This window comes from Aeromonas aquatica (genome assembly GCF_000764655.1).
Lineage (GTDB): Bacteria > Pseudomonadota > Gammaproteobacteria > Enterobacterales > Aeromonadaceae > Aeromonas > Aeromonas aquatica.
In genome coordinates, this window is record NZ_JRGL01000121.1 from 66,453 (window position 1) to 85,108 (window position 18,656).

Here is an 18,656-nt window from a genome sequence, read left to right on the forward strand (position 1 = left end):
TCTCCTTGTTTCGTAGTGTTTGTCGGCCTGTGCGGGTGAGTGATGACTCGCATTTTTGTCGCGCCTGATTGATTGGCGACAGTTTGAGCGCTTGCCCATTGGGGTGGGCATTGGTAAAGTTAGCCGGTTTTCCGCACCTCCAAATTCTTAGGATTTCCCGTAGCCATGTTCAAAAAGCTCAGAGGCGTCTTTTCCAACGATCTGTCGATCGACTTGGGAACTGCCAACACCCTGATCTACGTAAAAGATCAAGGGATCGTCCTTAACGAACCCTCAGTTGTCGCCATTCGCCAAGAGCGCGGGAACGCCAAATCGGTCGCTGCTGTCGGTCATGCCGCCAAGCAGATGCTGGGTCGTACCCCAGGCAACATCTCCGCCATCCGTCCGATGAAAGACGGCGTCATCGCCGATTTCTACGTGACCGAGAAGATGCTGCAGCACTTCATCAAGCAGGTTCACGACAACAACTATTTCCGCCCCAGCCCCCGTGTGCTGGTGTGCGTGCCGTGCGGCTCCACTCAAGTCGAGCGCCGTGCCATCAAGGAATCTGCACTGGGCGCCGGCGCCCGTGAGGTCTACCTGATCGATGAACCCATGGCTGCCGCCATCGGTGCCGGCCTGCCGGTCTCCGAAGCGACCGGCTCCATGGTCGTCGACATCGGCGGTGGTACCACCGAAGTGGCCATCATCTCCCTGAACGGCGTGGTCTACTCCCAGTCCGTGCGCATCGGTGGTGACAAGTTTGACGAAGCCATCATCAGTTACGTGCGTCGCAACTATGGCAGCCTGATCGGGGAAGCCACCGCCGAGCGCATCAAGCACGAGATCGGCTCCGCCTACCCGGGGGAAGAGGTGCGCGAGATCGAAGTCCGCGGCCGTAACCTGGCCGAAGGTGTACCGCGCAGCTTCACCCTGAACTCCAACGAGATCCTGGAAGCGCTGCAAGAGCCGCTGTCCGGCATCGTCTCCGCGGTCATGGTGGCCCTGGAGCAGTCCCCGCCCGAGCTGGCGTCCGACATCTCCGAGCGCGGCATGGTGCTGACCGGTGGTGGTGCCCTGCTCAAGGACATCGACCGTCTGCTGATGGAAGAGACCGGCATCCCGGTCGTCGTGGCTGAAGATCCCCTCACCTGTGTCGCCCGCGGTGGCGGCAAGGCGCTGGAGCTGATCGATATGCACGGTGGCGATCTGTTCCACTACGAATAAGACCCAAAGCCGGCCGAGCGCCGGCTCTTTTTTGACGACTCATGAAACCCATCTTTGGTAGAGGCCCTTCGCTTCAGTTACGGTTGTTTCTCGCCGTCATCATCTCTGTCGCTGCCATCGTCGCGGATTCCCGCTTCGGTGTGTTCACGCACGTCCGCGTCTATCTGAGCTCGCTCGTCAGTCCGCTGCAATATATCGCCAATGCGCCCGGTACCTTGCTCGACACCATGTCGACCCAGGTTCAGACCCGTTCCAGCCTCATCGAGCAGACCAAGCAGCAGGAACAGCAACTGCTGACCCTGCGCTCGCGCCTGCTCAAGCTGGAGCAGCTGGAGCATGAGAACCAGCGGCTGCGAGAATTGCTCGGCTCGCCGGTGCACAAGGAGTCCCGCAAGATGGTGGCCGAGCTGCTGTCGGTGGATTCCGACCCCTTCAGTCACCAGGTGCTGATCAACAAGGGGGCGCTGGACGGTGTCTACAACGGTCAGCCGGTGATCAACGATCAGGGGGTGGTCGGTCAGGTGCTGCACGTGGGATCCACCACCAGCCGTGTCCTGCTGATCACCGACTCCAGCCACGGCATTCCGGTGCGGGTACTGCGCAACGACTTGCGCGCCATCGCCTCAGGCGGCGGCGAGCTGGACAAGCTGGACTTGCGCAACTTGCCGCGCAACACCGATGTGCAGGTCGGCGATCTGCTGGTCACCTCGGGTCTCGGTGGCCGCTTCCCGGAAGGGTATCCGGTGGCGACGGTGACGCGCTCCGACTATGTGGAGGGCAAGCCCTTCGCCCAAGTCGAGGCCAAGCCGCTGGTGGCGCTGGATAGATTGCGCTATCTGCTGCTGCTCTGGACCGACAAGAAACCGGATGTGAACGACAAGGATGCCCTGGCGCCTGCGGCGACAGCACCTGTAGCGCCAGCCACCTCGGCGGCGACAGCACCTGCTGCACCCGCCACCTCGGCAGCGGGGGCGACGCGCTGATGCTGCAACCCGCCAGTGGCAGGATCTGGATCTGGGTCTCGATCCTGCTGGCTCTGTGCCTGTCGATCCTGCCGCTCCCCTTTCAATTCGAACCCTTCCGGCCGGACTGGCTCGCCATGGTGCTCATCTACTGGGCGCTGGCGCTGCCGCACCGGGCCAACGTCGGCACCGCCTGGGTGGCGGGCCTGCTGCTGGATGTGCTGCTCGGCAGCACGCTCGGGGTGCGGGCCATGGCCATGGCCATTACCACCTATCTGGCGGCCTTCCAGTTCCAGAAGATCCGCAATTTCTCCCTCTGGCAGCAGGCGCTGATCATCGGCCTGCTCTCGCTGGTGGGCAAGATCACGGTATTCTGGGCCGAGCACCTGTTCAGCCGTGCCAGCCTCAACTTCGCCTATTTTTGGTCGACGCTGACAACGATGTTAATATGGCCCTGGATTTTTATGGTCTTGCGCAAGGTGCGCCGTCACTTCAATATCAAGTGAATATGAGCAAAAACAACGCATTGTCACTGTAACTCATCTCATTAAGTGAATATGAACAAGCACAACGAACCGCAACTGTATCTCGCCTCGGGCTCTCCCCGCCGGCACGAATTGCTGACCCAGTTGGGCTACCGCTTCGAGGTGCTCAGGCTGGATGTGCCCGAGCAGCGCAGCGAGGGCGAGAAGCCCCAGGACTATGTCTGCCGGCTCGCCCGGGACAAGGCGATGGCCGGTCTGGCCGCGGCGCCAACGGCACTGCCGGTGCTGGGCGCCGATACCATAGTGGTGCTGGGGGATCGGGTGCTGGAGAAGCCGTCCGATCTGCTCGATGCCAAGGACATGCTGGAGGCGCTCTCCGGCCGCGTGCATCAGGTGATGACGGCGGTGGCACTGGCCACCCCCGAGCGTTGCGACGTGCGGCTGGTCACCACCAATGTGGCGTTTCGCAAGCTGGATGAGGCCGAGATCGAGGCCTACTGGCGCACCGGTGAGCCCTGCGACAAGGCCGGCAGCTATGCCATTCAGGGCATTGCCGGCAAGTTTGTCAGCCGCATCGAGGGGAGCTACAGCGCCGTGGTCGGCCTGCCCCTGCTGGAAACGGATCTGCTGATCAAGCAGTGCCTCAAATAGCGACTCGAGCAACGAGATCCTTGATGACATGAGTGGTCGGTGACGCCTGCCTCGATCGTTCGATTACGCCGACGGGCTAATCGAACCTACACACCCAATACGTAGGTTTGATTGGCCGCGGAGCGGCGTAATCAGACGTTCCAGAATTTAAAACTAGAAAGGCAAGGTAACTTATGTCAGTCGAACTGCTGGTAAACGTCACCCCCTCCGAGACCCGGGTCGCCCTGGTCGAGAACGGTCTGCTGCAGGAAGTGCATGTGGAGCGTCAGGCCAAGCGCGGCATCGTGGGCAACATCTACAAGGGCAAGATCAGTCGGGTACTGCCCGGCATGCAGGCCGCCTTCGTCGACATCGGCATGGACAAGGCCGCCTTCCTGCACGCCTCCGACATAGTGCCGCACACCGAGTGCGTGGCGATCAAGGAGAAGGAGCAGTTCCAGGCCGGCAACATCGCCGAGCTGGTGCGCCAGGGGCAAGACATCATGGTGCAGGTGGTGAAAGATCCTCTGGGCACCAAGGGTGCCCGCCTCACCACCGACATCACACTGCCATCCCGTTATCTCGTGTTTATGCCGGGCAGCGCCCACGTCGGCGTCTCCCAGCGCATCGAGTCGGAGGCGGAGCGTGAGCGCCTCAAGCGTACCGTGGCCGGTTATGTGGACGATCTCGGTGGCTACATCATCCGTACCGCCGCCGAAGGGGTGGGTGAGCAGGAGCTGGAGCAGGATGCCGCCTTCCTGAAACGGCTGTGGCGCAAGATCCTGGAGCGCAAGCAGAAGTACCCGCCCTGCAAGATCCTGTACGAGGATCCCAGCCTGGCCTTCCGGGTGGTGCGCGACTTCGTCGGTGCCGAGCTCGACAAGATCCGGGTCGATTCGCGCCAGAGCTTCGATCAGCTCAAGCGTTTCACCGAGGAGTATGTGCCCGAGCTTGCCAACAAGCTGGAGTACTACCTCGGCGACTCCCCCATCTTCGATCTCTACGACGTGGAGAACGAGATCCAGCGCGCCCTGGAGCGCAAGGTGGAGCTGAAATCCGGCGGCTACCTCATCATCGACCAGACCGAAGCCATGACCACGGTGGACATCAACACCGGCGCCTTCGTCGGCCACCGCAATCTGGAAGAGACCATCTTCAACACCAACGTCGAGGCGACCGCCGCCATCGCGCGCCACCTGCGGCTGCGCAACCTCGGCGGCATCATCATCATCGACTTCATCGACATGCAGTCCGAGGATCACCGCCGCCGGGTGCTGCACAGCCTGGAGCTGGCACTGGCCAAGGACAGAGCCAAGACGAACGTCAACGGCTTCTCCCAGCTCGGCCTGGTGGAGATGACCCGCAAGCGCACCCGCGAGAGCCTGGAGCACGTGCTCTGCTCCGAGTGTCCCGAGTGCAAGGGACGCGGTCGGGTCAAGACGGTGGAATCGGTCTGCTTCGAGATCCTGCGGGAGATCATCCGGGTCAACCGCGCCTACGATGCGGATCAGTTCACCGTCTATGCGGCGCCGTCCGTTGCCGATTATCTGCGAGGCGAGGAGTCCCACAGCCTGGCCGAGCTGGAAGTCTTCATCGGCAAACAGGTCAGGGTGGTGACCGAGCCGCTCTGTGGGCAGGAACAATTCGATGTGGTGATGATGTAATTGGTCTACCGCTGGCTGAGTCGGGGCTGGTTAGCCCTCGGGGTCTTCTTCGTGCTGCTGGCCATTCTGGTCAGTCTGGTGCGCCTCGGCGGCCCCCTGCTCAACCAGCACAGGCAGGCGCTGATCACCACCCTGCTCGGCGACAGCCAGCTGGAGGTCAGCGTCGAGCGCGTCGGGCTGGACTGGACCCGGCGTGGCCCGGCCCTCGAGCTGCAAGGGCTCGCCATCGCCCCGGATTCGGGGCGTTTCTCCCTTCGTCTTGGCAAGGTCTGGGCTCATCTCGATTTCTGGCGCTCACTCAATGAGTGGCGGCCGGTGTTCGGCCAGTTGCTGCTCAGCGACGGCGACATAGCGCTGGATCTGGCCCAGCCGGCGGAGCCGGCGAGCGCGAAGAACCCGAACCAGCAGCAAGCCTTGCTGCGCTTCCTGCTGACCCAGCTCTCCACCTTCGACATCCACGACACCCGCCTCAGCGTCACCACGGCCTTGGGGGAGGTGCGCGCCCTCAACATCGCCCAGTTGCGCTGGCAAAACCGGGGCAAGCGCCATCAGGGGGTGGGCAAGGCCTACCTCATCAACGGGGTGGGCGAGAGCACCATCGATCTCATCCTGGATGTGGATGCCCCCGAAGCCCGGCTCGATCGCTTGCGGGGCCAGCTCTATCTGGGGGCCAGCGAACTCGACATCAGCCCCATGCTGGCGCGGATCCATGCCGGCGAACCCAAGGTCACGGGCCAGCTCGACTTCCAGCTGTGGAGCGAATTTGCCGACGGTCAGCTGGGGGACTCCCTGCTGGCCTTTGGCAACAACCACCTGATCTGGCAGGACGAAGCCAAGCAGCCACAGCACCGGGGCAAGGCCCCTGCCGGCAAAGAAAGCCCGTCCGGGCGTGGCGAGCAGAAGAAGGGCAAGGGGGCTTATCACCGGCTCGACCTGCGCGGCGGCAAGATCCAGCTGCGCCGTGAGGGCGAGGACTGGCAGTTCGCCAGCCACGACGTCATCTTCAAGCTCGATGGCGCGACCTGGCTGCACAGCCGGCTGCAACTCGAGCGAACCGGCTCCCGCATCCAGGGCTATGTACCCGCCATCGACCTCAGCCAGATCGCCAGCCTGAGTCAGCTGGTTTCCGGCCTCTATCCCAAACTGGCCGACACCCTCAAACGCACCCAGCCCCAGGGCCAGTTGCAGGATCTGATCCTGCAAGCCGATGCCGACTGGCAGGGGCTCTCCCTCAACGGGCACCTGGTCGGCTTCGGCACCAAGGCCTGGCGAGATGTGCCCGGCCTGCAAAATCTGGACGGCGAGTTCTGGCTGACCCCGGCGGGCGGCAGCGCCCGCTTGAGCCTTGGCAAGGGCAAGCTGGACCCGGCCCGTCACTTCAAGGAGCCGATCCCGGTGAACAGCCTGGGGGCGCGGCTCGACTGGTGGAAGGCACCGGAGGGCTGGGTGCTCTACGGTCAGGACATCCTGCTGGACAACTCGGATCTGACCCTCGCCAGCCGCTTCCGGCTCGATCTGTTCGAGCACCCCTTCCTCGCCCTGACCGGTCGCATCAACGTCAAGACCGCGGCCCACGCGGATCGCTACTATCCCCTGCAAGCCATGAGCAAGGGGCTGGTGGACTACCTGAGCGGCGCCATCAAGGGGGGGCAGGCCAAGGGGGCCGATCTGCTCTGGTACGGCGAATTCAGGGACTTCCCCTACGACAACGGCAAGGGCGTCTTCCAGGTGGCTGTGCCCCTCGAGCAGGCCACCTTCCAGTTCTTCCCCGGTTGGCAACCCCTCACCGACCTGCGGATCGACCTGCTGTTCCAGAACGCCGGCCTGTTCATGCACAGCGACTTCGCCCGGCTCGGCAAGGCTCAGTCCGACTACATCGACGCCGACATCCCGACCTACGGTGGCGCCCGGCTCTATATCGACGCCAAGGTCGCGGGCGAGGGCAAGGCCATCAGCGACTACCTGCAGGACTCGCCGCTCGGTGGCTCGGTGGGGCAGGCGCTGCGGGAGATCGAGATCCGCGGGCCCATGAAGGGCAACGTCAAGCTGGATATCCCCCTCGACGGCGAGGGCGAGGTCAAGGCCAGCGGTGATGCCCTGCTCCACAACAACAAGGTCAGGATAGCGACCCTGGACATGCCGCTGGAGAGCGTCGATGGCCGGCTCGAATATGACAACGAACACACCCGTTTCCGCAATCTCAAGGCCAGCCTGTGGAATCAGCCGTTGACCCTGGATTATCAGGGCAAGCAACTGCCCAATCGCTATCAGGTCGATCTCAAGTTCAAGGGGCTCTGGGACAGCAGCCGCCAGCGCCAGGATATCCCGGCCCTCGAGATGCTCAAGGGACGTGGCAACTGGACCGGCACCCTGGGGCTGACCCTGCCGGAAAACAGCCCCTTCAGCTTCCAGTTGGCGCTGGACTCCAGCCTGCAGGGGATGGGGCTGGACTTGCCGGTGCCGCTGGCCAAGGCCGCCGGCAGCCAGCTTCCCCTCAAGGTGACGGTGCGCGGCCGCGACGGCAGCGCCGACATCCGCGGTGTGCTGGGGGCCGACGTGGATATGCAGAGCCGGCTGGTCTATGGCGAGGGCGCGCCTTACCTGAGCCGGGTACGGGTCGACATAGGTCAGCCCGGCGCCCGGGTGTTGCAGGACAAGCCCATGCTGCTCGCCATCAACCAGCAACAGGCGGACGTGGCCGGCTGGCTGGCGCGGCTCAAGCGCTGGCTGCCCGATCCGGCGCCGACCGGCAATGCGGTGGTCGGCCCCGCCTTCCTGCCACAGGAGTGGTGGGTGGATGGCCAGCTGGCCCGGGCCGACATCGGCAGCGCCAACCTCAAGGCGGTGCACTTCACCGTGGGGCCGGTCAACCAGGCCACCGAAGTGATGATCGACAGCCCGGATGTGATGGGGGTGGTGCGCATTCCCGTCACCGGCAAGCAACCCATAGATGCCAAGTTTGCCCGCATCCATTGGTCCGGCAAGGGGTCGGATCTCAGCCCTGAGCCGGATGCCCGCCAGGACAAGGCCATCATGGATACCATTCCCTGGCTCACCTTCAGCTGCGTGGACTGCCGCTTCGGCAGCCTGCCCCTCGGTGAGTTGAAGGGGGAGCTGGTGCCCGGTAACAACCGGCTCGATCTCAAGGGGCTGGAGATGAAGCTAGCCGGCAGCACCCTCAAGGGGAGTGCCGAGTGGCTGGCACAGCCCGGCCAGATGCAGACCCGTGCCCGGGCCAAGCTCGACACCCAGAACAGCGAACTCTTGCTCAAGCGGCTCGGCTTTACCTCCCCCATCGGTGATGCGCCAGGCAAGCTGGCACTGGATCTGAACTGGGGTGACGTGCCCTATAGACCCAATGTGTCGACCCTGGCGGGCAGCGCCGATCTCAAGCTGGAGGGAGGTACCCTGCGTGAGGTCAACGACAAGGGCGCGCGACTGCTCTCCCTGCTCAGCCTGGACTCCCTGCTGCGCAAGCTGCGCCTCGATTTTCGCGATGTGTTCGACAAGGGCTTCTACTTCGAGTCCATGTCGGCCTCGGCCAAGGTCAAGCAGGGCCAGGTGGATAACCAGGACTTCTTCATGAAGGGGGCCGCGGGCAACCTGCGTGGCGAGGGCATCGCCGATCTGGTGCGCTGGCGGCTCGATTACGAGCTGAGCTTCTCCCCGAATCTAGGGGGCACCCTGCCGGTGGTGGCCGCCTTCTCGCTGACCCCGATCACCGGGCTCTATGTGCTGGCGCTCTCCAAGCTGCTGGAGCCTGTGGTGGATGTGGTGACCCGCATCGATTTCAGGGTCTCTGGCCCGCTCAACGATCCGAAACTGATCGAGGCCGGTCGGGACAGGGCCCGCATCAAGCTCAACCAGCAACAGAAGGACGCGGTCGATGCGGTGGCGCCCAAACTGCCCGCCGAGGAGGTCAGCCCCTTCCTGCTCAATCCCAAGCATCAGGGAACGGGTCAGCGCTGAGGGGCGGCACTGTCATCACAAGGAGTGAGCCATGATTCGACATATCCTGCTGATTGCATTCCAACATGATACCCAAGCCGAGCAGATTGAGGTGGTCCGCCAGCGCTATCTGCCCCACCTGGCTCACGAGGTGCTCAAAACCATCTTCCGCGCCATGCTAGAACCTAGCATAGTGCTGGATTACACCCTGCAGAGCGGAGATGCTGCTGTTGCTGAGGGGCCGTTGTGATGGTTGATGAACGTTGGTCTACCATACCGCCACTTCAACAAGCCCTCATACAAGCCGTTATTGAGCAGGGAGAGGCTCACACTGCCATAGAGGCTGGGGTGGTGGTTGGGTCACTCGCCAAGGGCAAGGCAGACAGGGTATCCGATGTCGATGTCTTGCTGCTGGCAACACCAGGTTTCCATAAACAGGGTGATGCTCTGGTGCACTCAATCGTGGGTGATCGGGCCGTATTTCACTGTTGGCAAGGAAGGCATGAAGAGGTGTGTTCTTACTGGCGTTACATCTTCTTGGACATGTCCAGCATAGAGATCCACATCCTTGACTGTGGTGTGGGCTTCCCTCTTGCCAAACCTTACTTGCCCCTCTTTGACAAGACCTCTTGTCTGCCAGCACTAGAGGTCGGCGGTCCTGCTCCAAGCCATTGGGATTTCCCCGCCTATATGGCTGAAGGTGATGGTCTGGTATGGGAATTATTTGATTGTCTCAAGTGGGCTGAACGGGGCCAACGGGGTTTGGTCAGACACCATCTTCGCAAACTGTTGGCCGAGATGGACAAAGACCCGAATATCGCAGGCCGTGGTTAATGTGAACAAGGAGAGAACAATGTTGCTAGCCGCCATACAGTTGATCTCCGGCCGTCACTGGCAGGACAACAAGACACAGATCGCCGCCGAGCTGGCGGCCCTGCCAAAGGAGCGGCCGTTGCTGGCGCTGCTGCCGGAAAACTTCGCCCTGTTTGGCGAGCGGCAGGGTTATCTGGACGGTGCCGAGGCGATCGGGACCGAACCGGGCGAGGTCGGCCCCATTCAGACGCAGTTGGCCGCCTGGGCCAGGGAGCACGGTATCTGGCTGGTGGCCGGTGCTATGCCGACCATAATGCCAACCCGGATCCCCGGCTCGAGCCACATTCACACCAGCTCGCTGGTGTTCGATCCCAGCGGGGAGCGCAGGGGCCATTACCACAAGATTCATCTGTTCGATGTGGATGTGGCCGACAGCCACGGCCGCTATCGGGAATCGGAAACTTTCAGTCCTGGTCAGAACTGCGTGGTGGTGGACTCCCCCTTTGGTCCCCTCGGCCTCTCTATCTGTTATGATCTGCGCTTTCCCGAGCTCTATCGCCAGCTGACCCTTGCCGGTGCGCGGGTGTTGCTGGTGCCTGCCGCCTTCACCGCCGTGACTGGCGAGGCGCATTGGGAACCGCTGCTGCGGGCCCGCGCCATCGAGAATCAATGTTATGTGGTGGCCGCCAACCAGGGCGGTACCCATGAGACGGGGCGCCAGACCTGGGGCCACAGCATGGTGATCGATCCCTGGGGTCGGGTGCTGGCCTGTCGGCCGAGCGGCGCCGGCACTGTGCTGGCAGAGATGGATGCCGGGCTTATCGAAGAATTGAAGCGAACCATGCCGGTGCTGCAACACGCCCGCCTGCTTTAGCCTCGTCGATGTGACTTTCCCGCCGGTTCGATTAGGGAAGCCTGATCGGACCTATGGAAGCCGGATCGCATGAGGTCACGACTTTGCACTCTCTCCCGATGAGAGAGGCTGAAGAAATACCGTTACGACATCTCCCAGCGAGAATGGAGAAGAAGATTGAGTCTATTGAGCCAGGTTAGTGCCTCATTGTTGGCCCCGAACGACCTCGATGAAGGGCGGCTGCAGCAGCTGCTCGGCAGCCTGATGAGCCATCAGGTGGAGTTCGGCGACCTCTATTTCCAGCGCAGCTGGCACGAGTCCTGGATGCTGGAAGACGGCATCGTCAAGGATGGCAGCTACAACATCGATCAGGGGGTCGGGGTGCGTGCCGTCAGTGGCGAGAAGACCGGCTTCGCCTATTCCGATGAGCTGAGCCTGCTGGCACTGCAACAGTCGGTCACCGCCGCCCGTGGTATCGCCGCCGCCGGCGCCCAGGGCAAGGTGAAGGCCTGGGCCCGCACAGAAGCCAATCTGCTCTATCCGGCCATGGATCCCCTGCAGACCCTCGACAAGTATCAGAAGATCGCCTTGCTGGAGCAGATGGACAAGTTTGCCCGCAGCCTGGATCCCGCCATCAATCAGGTGATGGCCTCCATCAGCGGCGTCTATGAGGAGATCCTGGTGGCTGCCACCGATGGCACGCTCGCCGCCGATGTGCGCCCGCTGGTGCGACTGTCGGTGACCGTCATCGCCGAGAAGGGGGATCGCCGTGAGCGCGGCAGCGCCGGCGGCGGTGGTCGCTGTGGTTATGACCATTTCCTGGAGCTGGACGGGCTGGAGAGCCGGGCCTTCGGCTATGTGCGGGAAGCCGTGCGCCAGGCGCTGGTCAACCTCGAGGCCATCGATGCGCCGGCCGGCACCATGCCGGTGGTGCTCGGCGCCGGCTGGCCCGGCGTGCTGCTGCACGAGGCGGTAGGCCACGGCCTGGAAGGGGACTTCAACCGCAAGGGCTCATCCGCCTTCGCCGGTCGTATCGGTGAGCAGGTCGCCTCCAAGCACTGCACCATCGTCGATGACGGCACCCTGCCGGGTCTGCGTGGTTCCGTCAGCATCGATGACGAAGGGACGCCGGGTGGCTACAACGTGCTGATCGAGAACGGTATTCTCAAGGGCTACCTGCAGGACAAGCAGAATGCCCGGCTGATGGGGGTACCGCTCACCGGCAACGGCCGCCGCGAATCCTATGCCGCCCTGCCGATGCCGCGCATGACCAACACCTACATGCTGGCGGGTCAGTACGATCCGGCGGAGATCATCGCCTCGGTGAAGAAGGGGATCTACGCCCCGAACTTTGGTGGCGGTCAGGTGGATATCACCTCAGGCAAGTTCGTCTTCTCCGCCTCCGAGGCCTACCTCATCGAGGATGGCAAGATAACGACCCCCATTAAGGGCGCGACCCTGATCGGCAATGGTCCCGAGGCCATGAGCCAGGTCTCCATGGTGGGCCGGGATCTGGCCCTCGATCGCGGGGTCGGCGTCTGCGGCAAGGAGGGGCAGAGCATTCCGGTCGGGGTCGGTCAGCCCACCCTCAGGCTGGATCAGCTCACCGTGGGCGGCACCCAATAGGGTTGAGCATCCGCACCCTTACCTGATAAAGACCCCGGCTCAAGGCCGGGGTTTTTATTGCGCCAGAGAAGGGGTAATAAAAAGCCCCGGTTGATACCGAGGCTGGTCGACGCAGGGCGGGTCAGTTGACCGAGATGACGCGGGCGTCGATGTAATAGTGTGGATTGCCCTGGGGATCGATCCTTATCTGGGCCACCAGACGGTTGGATTTCCGGTGTTCCCATCCCTTGCTCAGTCGGGCGGGGGATGGGCTGGCTATGCCGACCACGTTCAGGTATTCATGAAACAGGCTGTAGCCATTGATCTCGGTCAGCATCTTTTCCATTCAATATCTCCTGAGGGGTAGATTGGTGTGGCAATACCACCTTAGGCCTCGCTAGCTGAACCTTGGCTGTATAAAAAATAGACGAAACCATCATCCCCCCCTCGTTTAACCTGGTTTATTTGGCATCTTTTGGTTCCAGCGCCTGCTCGATGGCCTGCTCGGCAGCGCCCGGTGTCTGATGCTGGATTTGGGCGACAGGGGCACCGTGGAACACGGGGTCCTGCGCCACTTCCTTGATGCCATTGATGCAGAACTGCATGCCCATGCACACCAGCAGGAAGCCCATGATACGGGTCATGGCATCGATGCCGGTGGCCCCCAGGATCTTGCAGACCGGATCCGCCAGCTTGAGCACGCCCCAGCTGAGCAGGCTCATCAGGGCGAAGGCGGTGACCATGGCGGCATAGATGACGAAGCGGTTGTAGTCGGCCGGCAGCTCGGCGATCTGGGCGGCGCCGCTGATCACCAGGGCCATGGTGCCCGGCCCGCACATGCTGGGCATGGTGAGCGGCACGAAGGCGATGCTCTGGTTGATGTCGACCCCGGTGGCCTGACTCGGGGCGGGGAACAGCATGCGAAAGCCGATGAAGGCGATGATGAGACCGCCGGCCAGCCGCAGACCGGGAATGGAGATCCCGAACAGATCCAGGATGGAGGAGCCGATGAAGAAGCTGACGCAGAGGGTGGCGAACAGATAGATGGCGGCCAGATTGATCTGGCGGCGGATGTGCTCGCGGGACATGCCCTTGCTGAGCCCCAGCAGCAGGGTCGCCGTGGTGGGGGGATTGACCATGGGAAGCAGGGCCAGCAAGGCGATGAATACGACCTGGAAAAACATCTTGCACCTCGGGGTGGTTGGCAAAAAACAGGGGCCAGACGCGGGTCTGGCCTAAGGGGGGGCTACTCTACGGGAGCCCGGCTGAATATAGCCGGAACGAAGGGGCCCCGAAAGTCGGGGTCCCTGTCTTGATCATGCCGTCTGCGGTGCAGCCTGACGTTGACCCCGCTGCCGCAGCCAGAGCCAGAGGCCGAGCACGAAGCCGAGCACGGCCAGGCTGACCACATAGTGGGAGGGCGCCAGCACGTCGTTCTTCATCCACAGCGTGACCAGCATAGGGGTCAGACCACCGAAGATGGCGTAGGCCACGTTGTAGGAGAACGACAGGCCGGAGAAGCGCACCGCGGCCGGGAAGGCGTTGACCATCACATAGGGCACAGCCCCGACGATGCCGACGGCGAAACCCGCCAGCACATAGAGCGGCACCAGCTGTTCCATGCCCGCCGCCAGACCGTGATAGAAGGCGTGAGTCGCCCCCGCCAGCAGCAAGGAGCCGAACACGAAGGTGGGACCGCTGCCGAGGGCGTCGGCCAGCCTGCCGTAGAAGATGCAACCCAGGGTGAGCGCGACTATGGCCAGGGAGTTGGCGGTCAGGGCATCGGCGGGGCTGATGCCATGCACCTTCTGCAGATAGGTCGGGGTCATCAGGATCACCACCACTATGCCGGCGGAGAGCAGCCAGGTCAGCAGCATGGAGATGACGACACTGCCCTTGTGCTCACGCAGCACCGTCTTGAGCGGCAGCTCCTCGGCCAGGGCCTTGTTGGCCTGCATCTCGGCGAAGACCGGGGTCTCGTGCAGCCAGCGGCGCAGGTACATGGCGACGATGCCGAACACCCCCCCCAGCACGAAGGCCAGACGCCAGCCCCACTCGCTCACCTCGACCGGGCTCATGCCGCGGTTGATGGCGGTGGCGACCAGGGAGCCGAGCAGGATGCCGGCCGTCAGCCCTGCCGTGAGCGTGCCACAGGCGATGCCGATCCGCTTGGCCGGCACGTGTTCGGCCACGAACACCCAGGCACCGGGGACTTCGCCGCCGATGGCGGCCCCTTGCAGGATGCGCAGCAGCAACAGCAACAGCGGTGCGGCGATGCCGAGGGCCGCATAGGTGGGCAACAGGCCGATCAGCAGGGTCGGCAGCGCCATCAGGATGATGCTCAGGGTGAACATGCGCTTGCGGCCGATGAGATCGCCGAAGTGGGCCATGATGATGCCGCCGAGGGGGCGGGCCAGGTAGCCAGCGGCGAAGATGCCGAAGGTCTGGAACTGGCGCAGCCACTCGGGAATATCGGCGGGGAAGAATAGCTCGCCTATCACCACGGCGAAGAAGACGAAGATGATAAAGTCGTAGAATTCGAGGGCGCCGCCGAGGGCCGCCAGGCTCAGGGTCTTGTAATCCTGTCGGTTGAGGGGACGATTGTGGTCATGCGTGGTGCGGACTGTAGTCATATCCTTATGTTTCCCATGATTTTTTAGTTATTGTTCCCCATCCTTGTGCGGGGACACGCTCAATCATGAGGGTATGCTTTTGTGTCCCGAGATGTAAATCGCACAATTCGCAACACAGTCTTGCAACACTGAAGCCACAAACGGGCCTGATGGTGACCGGTCGCGGATCCGCGGCAGAGGCGCTGGCTGGCGGCTCCTTATACAAGAGTTGGATAGATGATGACAAAAACCAAGGTGCTGCTCTCCTGGAGCAGCGGCAAGGACAGTGCCTGGGCACTGCATCGGCTGCGCCAGGACCCGGCCATCGAGGTGGTGGGACTCTTCACCACCCTCAATCAGGCGTTCGAGCGGGTTGCCATGCACGGGGTGCGCAAGCAGTTGCTGGTGCAGCAGGCCGAGTGCGTGGGGCTGCCGCTGCTGACCATCGATCTGCCCTGGCCCTGCAGCAACGAGGATTACGGCCGCATCATGACCGGCTTCATTGCCGAGGTGGTGGCCAAGGGTATCCGGCATATGGCGTTCGGGGATCTCTTCCTCGAGGACGTGCGCGCCTATCGGGAGCGCCAGCTCGAGGGCACCGGGATCACGGCTCTGTTCCCGCTCTGGGGCAGCGACACCCGGCTGTTGGCGCGGGAGATGATGACGGCGGGGCTCAAGGCGCGGATCAGCACCCTCGACCCCAAGAAGCTGGAGATGAGCCTCGGCGGCCACGACTTCGATGAGGCGCTGCTGGCGGCCCTGCCGGAGGGAGTGGACCCTTGCGGCGAGAACGGCGAGTTCCACACCCTGGCCTATGACGGCCCCATGTTCATGCTGCCTCTGGCCATAAAAACAGGGGAAACTGTGGTGAGAGACGGCTTCGTCTTTACCGATCTGCTACCGGTCGACGCCGTGGATGAGATGAGCGACAAGTCCTGAGCCGGCAACGCCGCCAGCCCACAACAAAGAGCCGACCCAAGGGTCGGCTCTTTGCTTGTTGCATGCTTTCCTAGCGGGCGGCGAAGGTGTCGCAGCTGGCGGGCTTGCCACTGTCGAAGCCCTTCTTGAACCAGGCGAGGCGCTGGGCCGAGCTGCCGTGGGTGAAGCTGTCCGGCACCACCCGGCCCTGACCCTGCTGTTGCAGCCGGTCGTCGCCGATGGCCTGGGCGGCGTTGAGGGCCTCCTCCAGATCGCCGTGCTCCAGCACCTGCTCCCGCTCCATATAGTGGCCCCAGACCCCGGCGAAGCAGTCGGCCTGCAGTTCGAGTTTGACCGACAGCTTGTTCTGCGCGGCCTGACTCAGCCCCTGTTGCTGTTGACGCACCTTGGTGGAGATGCCGAGCAGGGCCTGCACGTGGTGACCCACCTCGTGGGCGACCACATAGCCCTGGGCGAAGTCACCGTCGGCCCCGAGCTTGTCGCGCATGTCCTGATAGAAGGAGAGATCGATGTAGACGGAGCGATCTGCCGGGCAGTAGAAGGGGCCCATCACCGACTGGCCCTGACCGCAACCGGTGCGGGTGGCGCCGCGATAGAGCACCAGTTTGGGGGGCTGATATTGGCTGCCGCTGCCCTTGAAGATCTCCCCCCAGGCATCCTCGGTGGAGGCAAGCATCACTGAGGTGAATTTGGCCAGGGGATCGCTCGCCGGCTGAGACATATTCTGGCGCGGCGCCTGGGTTTGCGGGGCCGGATCGTTGAGCAGGGGGCTCAGGTCCACGCCGTAGTAACCCGCCACCATCACCACCACAATCAGGATGAGACGACCCTTGCCACCGATGGGCAGGCCGCCGCCCCCGCTGCCACCGCCTTCCTGGCGCCTGTCTTCCACATTGCTGCTCTCACGGCGATCTTGCCAGCGCATGTCTGCCTACTCCCGTTATTGGCTGTGGCAGTAATGATAATGGCTGGCCGCCCACCTTGCCTCACGAGGGGACCTCATTTGGCCCAGGGCATCTCGGGCAGGCTGTCGAGGAACTCGGCGTAGCGGGTCAGGTTGAAGGGGCCCTGTTCCGCCTCCATCGCCATCAGCTCGGCGCCGAGGGCGCAGGCGATGTATTGCAGCGCCTCTTCCCGCAGGGTGCCTTTCATCACCAGCCGCATCAGGGTGGCTTTGACCTGCAGGGGATGGCCGTCGGCGAGCTGGTTATCAACCATCTCGAGCAGGGTCTGTTCGTCGAAAAATTCGGTGGATTCCGTCATGGTGTCTGTCCTGAACGTTGCACTGATAGTCTGAATAGGGGGAGCAGTATAGCCGCAACCGGCCCGCGGCTCGCGCCGAAATGGAGTTCATGTCGGCGAGGATGACAGGCCCCTGGCGTCATGCCCGGGACTTTTGTCGCCGATCCTGTCACTTCCGCCCGCCAGACCTTGCCAAGGGGCCGTCGCGGGGGCAGTCTTGATGGCCTGTTATGTTTCCGTTTATTCCTAAAAGAAGAGCCCTTGCCATGATCCTCTCCGAGCGACTCATCCTGCGCGAATTAACCACGGCTGACGCCCCCTTTATTCTCGAACTGCTCAACGACGGCGATTTCCATCGCTACATCGGCGATCGCGGGGTACGCACCCTGGGCGATGCCGAAGACTACATCCAGCAGGGGCCGGCGATCAGCTATGCCCAGCATGGGCATGGTCTCTATCTGGTGATGCGGCGGGACGATGAGGCCAGGATCGGCATCTGCGGCCTGATCAAGCGCGATACCCTGCCGTGCGAGGATATCGGCTATGCCTTCCTGCCTGCTTATCGTGGTCTGGGTTATGGCGTAGAAGCGGCGCAGGCGGCGCTGCAAGACGGTCGGGAGCGGCTGGGAATCGAGCGAGTGATCGCCATCGTCACCCCGGGCAACGAGCGCTCGGTCGCACTGCTGGCCAAGCTGGGGCTGAGTCAGGGTCGGTTGGTCAGGCTGGGTGAGAGCGAAGAGGAGTGCCTGCTGCTGGAAGATCCAAGCAGGGAAAGCGTGCCGGTCTGAATCGGTAAACGGCAAAATAGCAAAAGGGCCGCCGTGAGTTGCGGCCTGTTTGTGTCGTGGCTGTCGGTGGGCCGGATCAGTTGAGGTCTTCGATGGAGAACTCGCCAGGGATGCCATCACAGGAGATGGCGAAGCCACCGCTGAAACGGGTACTGAACTGGATCAGGAAGGCATCGGCATCCTGCTCTTGCAGGGGCAGGTTGACGGGTTTGCTACGACGCAGGGGTTTGTGTGTTTGTACGGCTTTCATCATGGTATTTCTCTATATAAATTAAGTGTTTGCTCCTTGTTTTTGCAAATTTCAGGTCAATGGGCGTGGTCAGATCCACGCAGGAATACCCAGCCCCTTAAGGGCGTCTGCACTTTTCAAGGAAATGCGCCAAGGAACATGCAGATGCATGGTGCTACTTGGGAGTGGGCAGATCGGGTCTGCACCGTGAGAGCCGGGCAACGCAGGCAGACAGCCTGACGGTTCTCAAGGCGAGTAAATCAGAGGGAGGTTATGCGGGTACTGACTGGATTCAACCAAAGGTGAAGCATTGCAGGGGTAACATAAACAGGGCTGATTAACTAGCCGGGGCGCATTCTCTCTGCAAAATGAATGAAAAGCAAACAGATATTTCGCTGGTGCGTAAAAAAGCCACAGGCTTCACCAGCGACCGCTCAGCAAAAGGGCTCCCGTCGGGAGCCCTTTTCGTTGGTCGTGTCCCGTCCTGAATATGGTTTACACCTTTCCCCTCAATAAATGGAGACCCCGATGGGACAAGGTGTGAAACGGACACAGCGCGATTACTCGCTGACTTTTAAATTAGCCGTGGTCGAGCAGATTGAAAAAGGCGAGCTCACCTACAAACAGGCTCAGGCCCGTTATGGCATTCAGGGCCGCTCCACCGTTCTGGTATGGTTGCG

Annotated in this window: 18 protein-coding genes and 1 pseudogene; 13 read left to right on the forward strand and 6 right to left on the reverse strand. The window is 62.5% G+C overall.

What is annotated here, in order from left to right:
- Positions 1 to 165: 165 nt before the first annotated feature.
- From LG30_RS0115870 to tldD, 10 genes are all read left to right on the forward strand, one after another.
- Positions 166 to 1,206, forward strand: coding sequence for a rod shape-determining protein (locus LG30_RS0115870; RefSeq protein WP_005308111.1), 1,041 nt, complete (start codon positions 166 to 168; stop codon positions 1,204 to 1,206).
- A 41-nt stretch (positions 1,207 to 1,247) separates the two neighbouring features.
- Positions 1,248 to 2,189: a rod shape-determining protein MreC gene (gene mreC, locus LG30_RS0115875; RefSeq protein WP_033131671.1), complete on the forward strand. Its 942-nt coding sequence runs from the start codon at positions 1,248 to 1,250 to the stop codon at positions 2,187 to 2,189.
- Positions 2,189 to 2,674 (forward strand): rod shape-determining protein MreD, encoded by a 486-nt coding sequence (gene mreD / locus LG30_RS0115880; RefSeq protein ID WP_033131672.1) that lies wholly within the window; start codon positions 2,189 to 2,191, stop codon positions 2,672 to 2,674. Before mreC ends, mreD begins: the two co-directional genes overlap by 1 nt.
- 51 nt (positions 2,675 to 2,725) lie before the next feature.
- On the forward strand, positions 2,726 to 3,304 hold the full coding sequence (locus tag LG30_RS0115885; protein ID WP_033131673.1) for a Maf family protein: 579 nt from the start codon (positions 2,726 to 2,728) through the stop codon (positions 3,302 to 3,304).
- Positions 3,305 to 3,477: 173 nt separating this feature from the next.
- Entirely contained in the window at positions 3,478 to 4,947 is a 1,470-nt protein-coding gene (gene rng / locus LG30_RS0115890; protein WP_033131674.1) for a ribonuclease G, read from the forward strand.
- Positions 4,948 to 8,916 carry a YhdP family protein gene (locus LG30_RS0115895; RefSeq protein ID WP_033131675.1) on the forward strand — a complete coding sequence of 1,323 codons (3,969 nt, stop codon included), beginning with the start codon at positions 4,948 to 4,950 and terminating at the stop codon, positions 8,914 to 8,916. It begins immediately after the preceding gene.
- Between the two features lie 31 nt (positions 8,917 to 8,947).
- Entirely contained in the window at positions 8,948 to 9,145 is a 198-nt protein-coding gene (locus tag LG30_RS0115900) for a hypothetical protein (RefSeq protein ID WP_033131676.1), read from the forward strand.
- On the forward strand, positions 9,145 to 9,729 hold the full coding sequence (locus LG30_RS0115905) for a hypothetical protein (RefSeq protein WP_033131677.1): 585 nt from the start codon (positions 9,145 to 9,147) through the stop codon (positions 9,727 to 9,729). The genes LG30_RS0115900 and LG30_RS0115905 overlap by 1 nt, the downstream gene beginning before the upstream one ends.
- A gap of 19 nt (positions 9,730 to 9,748) precedes the next feature.
- A complete protein-coding gene (locus LG30_RS0115910; RefSeq protein WP_033131678.1) occupies positions 9,749 to 10,582 on the forward strand; it encodes a carbon-nitrogen hydrolase family protein in 834 nt (277 codons plus the stop codon).
- 156 nt (positions 10,583 to 10,738) lie between these two features.
- Entirely contained in the window at positions 10,739 to 12,187 is a 1,449-nt protein-coding gene (gene tldD, locus LG30_RS0115915) for a metalloprotease TldD (RefSeq protein WP_033131679.1), read from the forward strand.
- Between the two features lie 121 nt (positions 12,188 to 12,308).
- Here tldD and LG30_RS0115920 read toward each other — a convergent pair whose 3' ends face one another.
- The 3 genes from LG30_RS0115920 to LG30_RS0115930 all read right to left on the reverse strand — a co-directional run bounded on the left by LG30_RS0115920 (position 12,309) and on the right by LG30_RS0115930 (position 14,799).
- Positions 12,309 to 12,512, reverse strand: coding sequence for a hypothetical protein (locus LG30_RS0115920; RefSeq protein WP_033131680.1), 204 nt, complete (start codon positions 12,510 to 12,512; stop codon positions 12,309 to 12,311).
- A gap of 115 nt (positions 12,513 to 12,627) precedes the next feature.
- Positions 12,628 to 13,350 carry a MarC family NAAT transporter gene (locus LG30_RS0115925; protein WP_033131681.1) on the reverse strand — a complete coding sequence of 241 codons (723 nt, stop codon included), beginning with the start codon at positions 13,348 to 13,350 and terminating at the stop codon, positions 12,628 to 12,630.
- Between the two features lie 132 nt (positions 13,351 to 13,482).
- On the reverse strand, positions 13,483 to 14,799 hold the full coding sequence (locus tag LG30_RS0115930) for an MFS transporter (protein ID WP_033131682.1): 1,317 nt from the start codon (positions 14,797 to 14,799) through the stop codon (positions 13,483 to 13,485).
- A 219-nt stretch (positions 14,800 to 15,018) separates the two neighbouring features.
- On the opposite strand from LG30_RS0115930, the gene LG30_RS0115935 reads away from it, so the two are divergent.
- Entirely contained in the window at positions 15,019 to 15,717 is a 699-nt protein-coding gene (locus LG30_RS0115935) for a Dph6-related ATP pyrophosphatase (protein ID WP_033131693.1), read from the forward strand.
- Positions 15,718 to 15,787: 70 nt separating this feature from the next.
- On the opposite strand, the gene ypfJ is transcribed toward LG30_RS0115935, so the two are convergent.
- Entirely contained in the window at positions 15,788 to 16,642 is an 855-nt protein-coding gene (ypfJ, locus tag LG30_RS0115940) for a KPN_02809 family neutral zinc metallopeptidase (RefSeq protein WP_033131683.1), read from the reverse strand.
- A gap of 74 nt (positions 16,643 to 16,716) precedes the next feature.
- On the reverse strand, positions 16,717 to 16,980 hold the full coding sequence (locus tag LG30_RS0115945) for a hypothetical protein (protein ID WP_033131684.1): 264 nt from the start codon (positions 16,978 to 16,980) through the stop codon (positions 16,717 to 16,719).
- A 245-nt stretch (positions 16,981 to 17,225) separates the two neighbouring features.
- Here LG30_RS0115945 and LG30_RS0115950 point away from each other — a divergent pair, with 245 nt between their 5' ends.
- Positions 17,226 to 17,747 (forward strand): GNAT family N-acetyltransferase, encoded by a 522-nt coding sequence (locus tag LG30_RS0115950; protein WP_033131685.1) that lies wholly within the window; start codon positions 17,226 to 17,228, stop codon positions 17,745 to 17,747.
- Between the two features lie 76 nt (positions 17,748 to 17,823).
- Here LG30_RS0115950 and LG30_RS22585 read toward each other — a convergent pair whose 3' ends face one another.
- Positions 17,824 to 18,000, reverse strand: a complete 177-nt coding sequence (locus LG30_RS22585; RefSeq protein WP_152599339.1) for a hypothetical protein — start codon at positions 17,998 to 18,000, stop codon at positions 17,824 to 17,826.
- Positions 18,001 to 18,504: 504 nt separating this feature from the next.
- Between LG30_RS22585 and LG30_RS22175 the strand changes: the two are divergent.
- A pseudogene (locus tag LG30_RS22175) lies at positions 18,505 to 18,656 on the forward strand (helix-turn-helix domain-containing protein); the annotation flags it as partial.

What these genes read in the sequence shown, in the direction of transcription:
- LG30_RS0115870 (WP_005308111.1), top strand. Translation starts at nt 166, where the DNA reads ATGTTCAAAAAGCTCAGAGGCGTCTTTTCCAACGATCTGTCGATCGAC.
- mreC (WP_033131671.1), top strand. Translation starts at nt 1,248, where the DNA reads ATGAAACCCATCTTTGGTAGAGGCCCTTCGCTTCAGTTACGGTTGTTT.
- mreD (WP_033131672.1), top strand. Translation starts at nt 2,189, where the DNA reads ATGCTGCAACCCGCCAGTGGCAGGATCTGGATCTGGGTCTCGATCCTG.
- LG30_RS0115885 (WP_033131673.1), top strand. Translation starts at nt 2,726, where the DNA reads ATGAACAAGCACAACGAACCGCAACTGTATCTCGCCTCGGGCTCTCCC.
- rng (WP_033131674.1), top strand. Translation starts at nt 3,478, where the DNA reads ATGTCAGTCGAACTGCTGGTAAACGTCACCCCCTCCGAGACCCGGGTC.
- LG30_RS0115900 (WP_033131676.1), top strand. Translation starts at nt 8,948, where the DNA reads ATGATTCGACATATCCTGCTGATTGCATTCCAACATGATACCCAAGCC.
- LG30_RS0115905 (WP_033131677.1), top strand. Translation starts at nt 9,145, where the DNA reads ATGGTTGATGAACGTTGGTCTACCATACCGCCACTTCAACAAGCCCTC.
- LG30_RS0115910 (WP_033131678.1), top strand. Translation starts at nt 9,749, where the DNA reads ATGTTGCTAGCCGCCATACAGTTGATCTCCGGCCGTCACTGGCAGGAC.
- LG30_RS0115920 (WP_033131680.1), bottom strand. Translation starts at nt 12,512, where the DNA reads ATGGAAAAGATGCTGACCGAGATCAATGGCTACAGCCTGTTTCATGAA.
- LG30_RS0115925 (WP_033131681.1), bottom strand. Translation starts at nt 13,350, where the DNA reads ATGTTTTTCCAGGTCGTATTCATCGCCTTGCTGGCCCTGCTTCCCATG.
- LG30_RS0115930 (WP_033131682.1), bottom strand. Translation starts at nt 14,799, where the DNA reads ATGACTACAGTCCGCACCACGCATGACCACAATCGTCCCCTCAACCGA.
- LG30_RS0115935 (WP_033131693.1), top strand. Translation starts at nt 15,019, where the DNA reads ATGACAAAAACCAAGGTGCTGCTCTCCTGGAGCAGCGGCAAGGACAGT.
- ypfJ (WP_033131683.1), bottom strand. Translation starts at nt 16,642, where the DNA reads ATGCGCTGGCAAGATCGCCGTGAGAGCAGCAATGTGGAAGACAGGCGC.
- LG30_RS0115945 (WP_033131684.1), bottom strand. Translation starts at nt 16,980, where the DNA reads ATGACGGAATCCACCGAATTTTTCGACGAACAGACCCTGCTCGAGATG.
- LG30_RS0115950 (WP_033131685.1), top strand. Translation starts at nt 17,226, where the DNA reads ATGATCCTCTCCGAGCGACTCATCCTGCGCGAATTAACCACGGCTGAC.
- LG30_RS22585 (WP_152599339.1), bottom strand. Translation starts at nt 18,000, where the DNA reads ATGATGAAAGCCGTACAAACACACAAACCCCTGCGTCGTAGCAAACCC.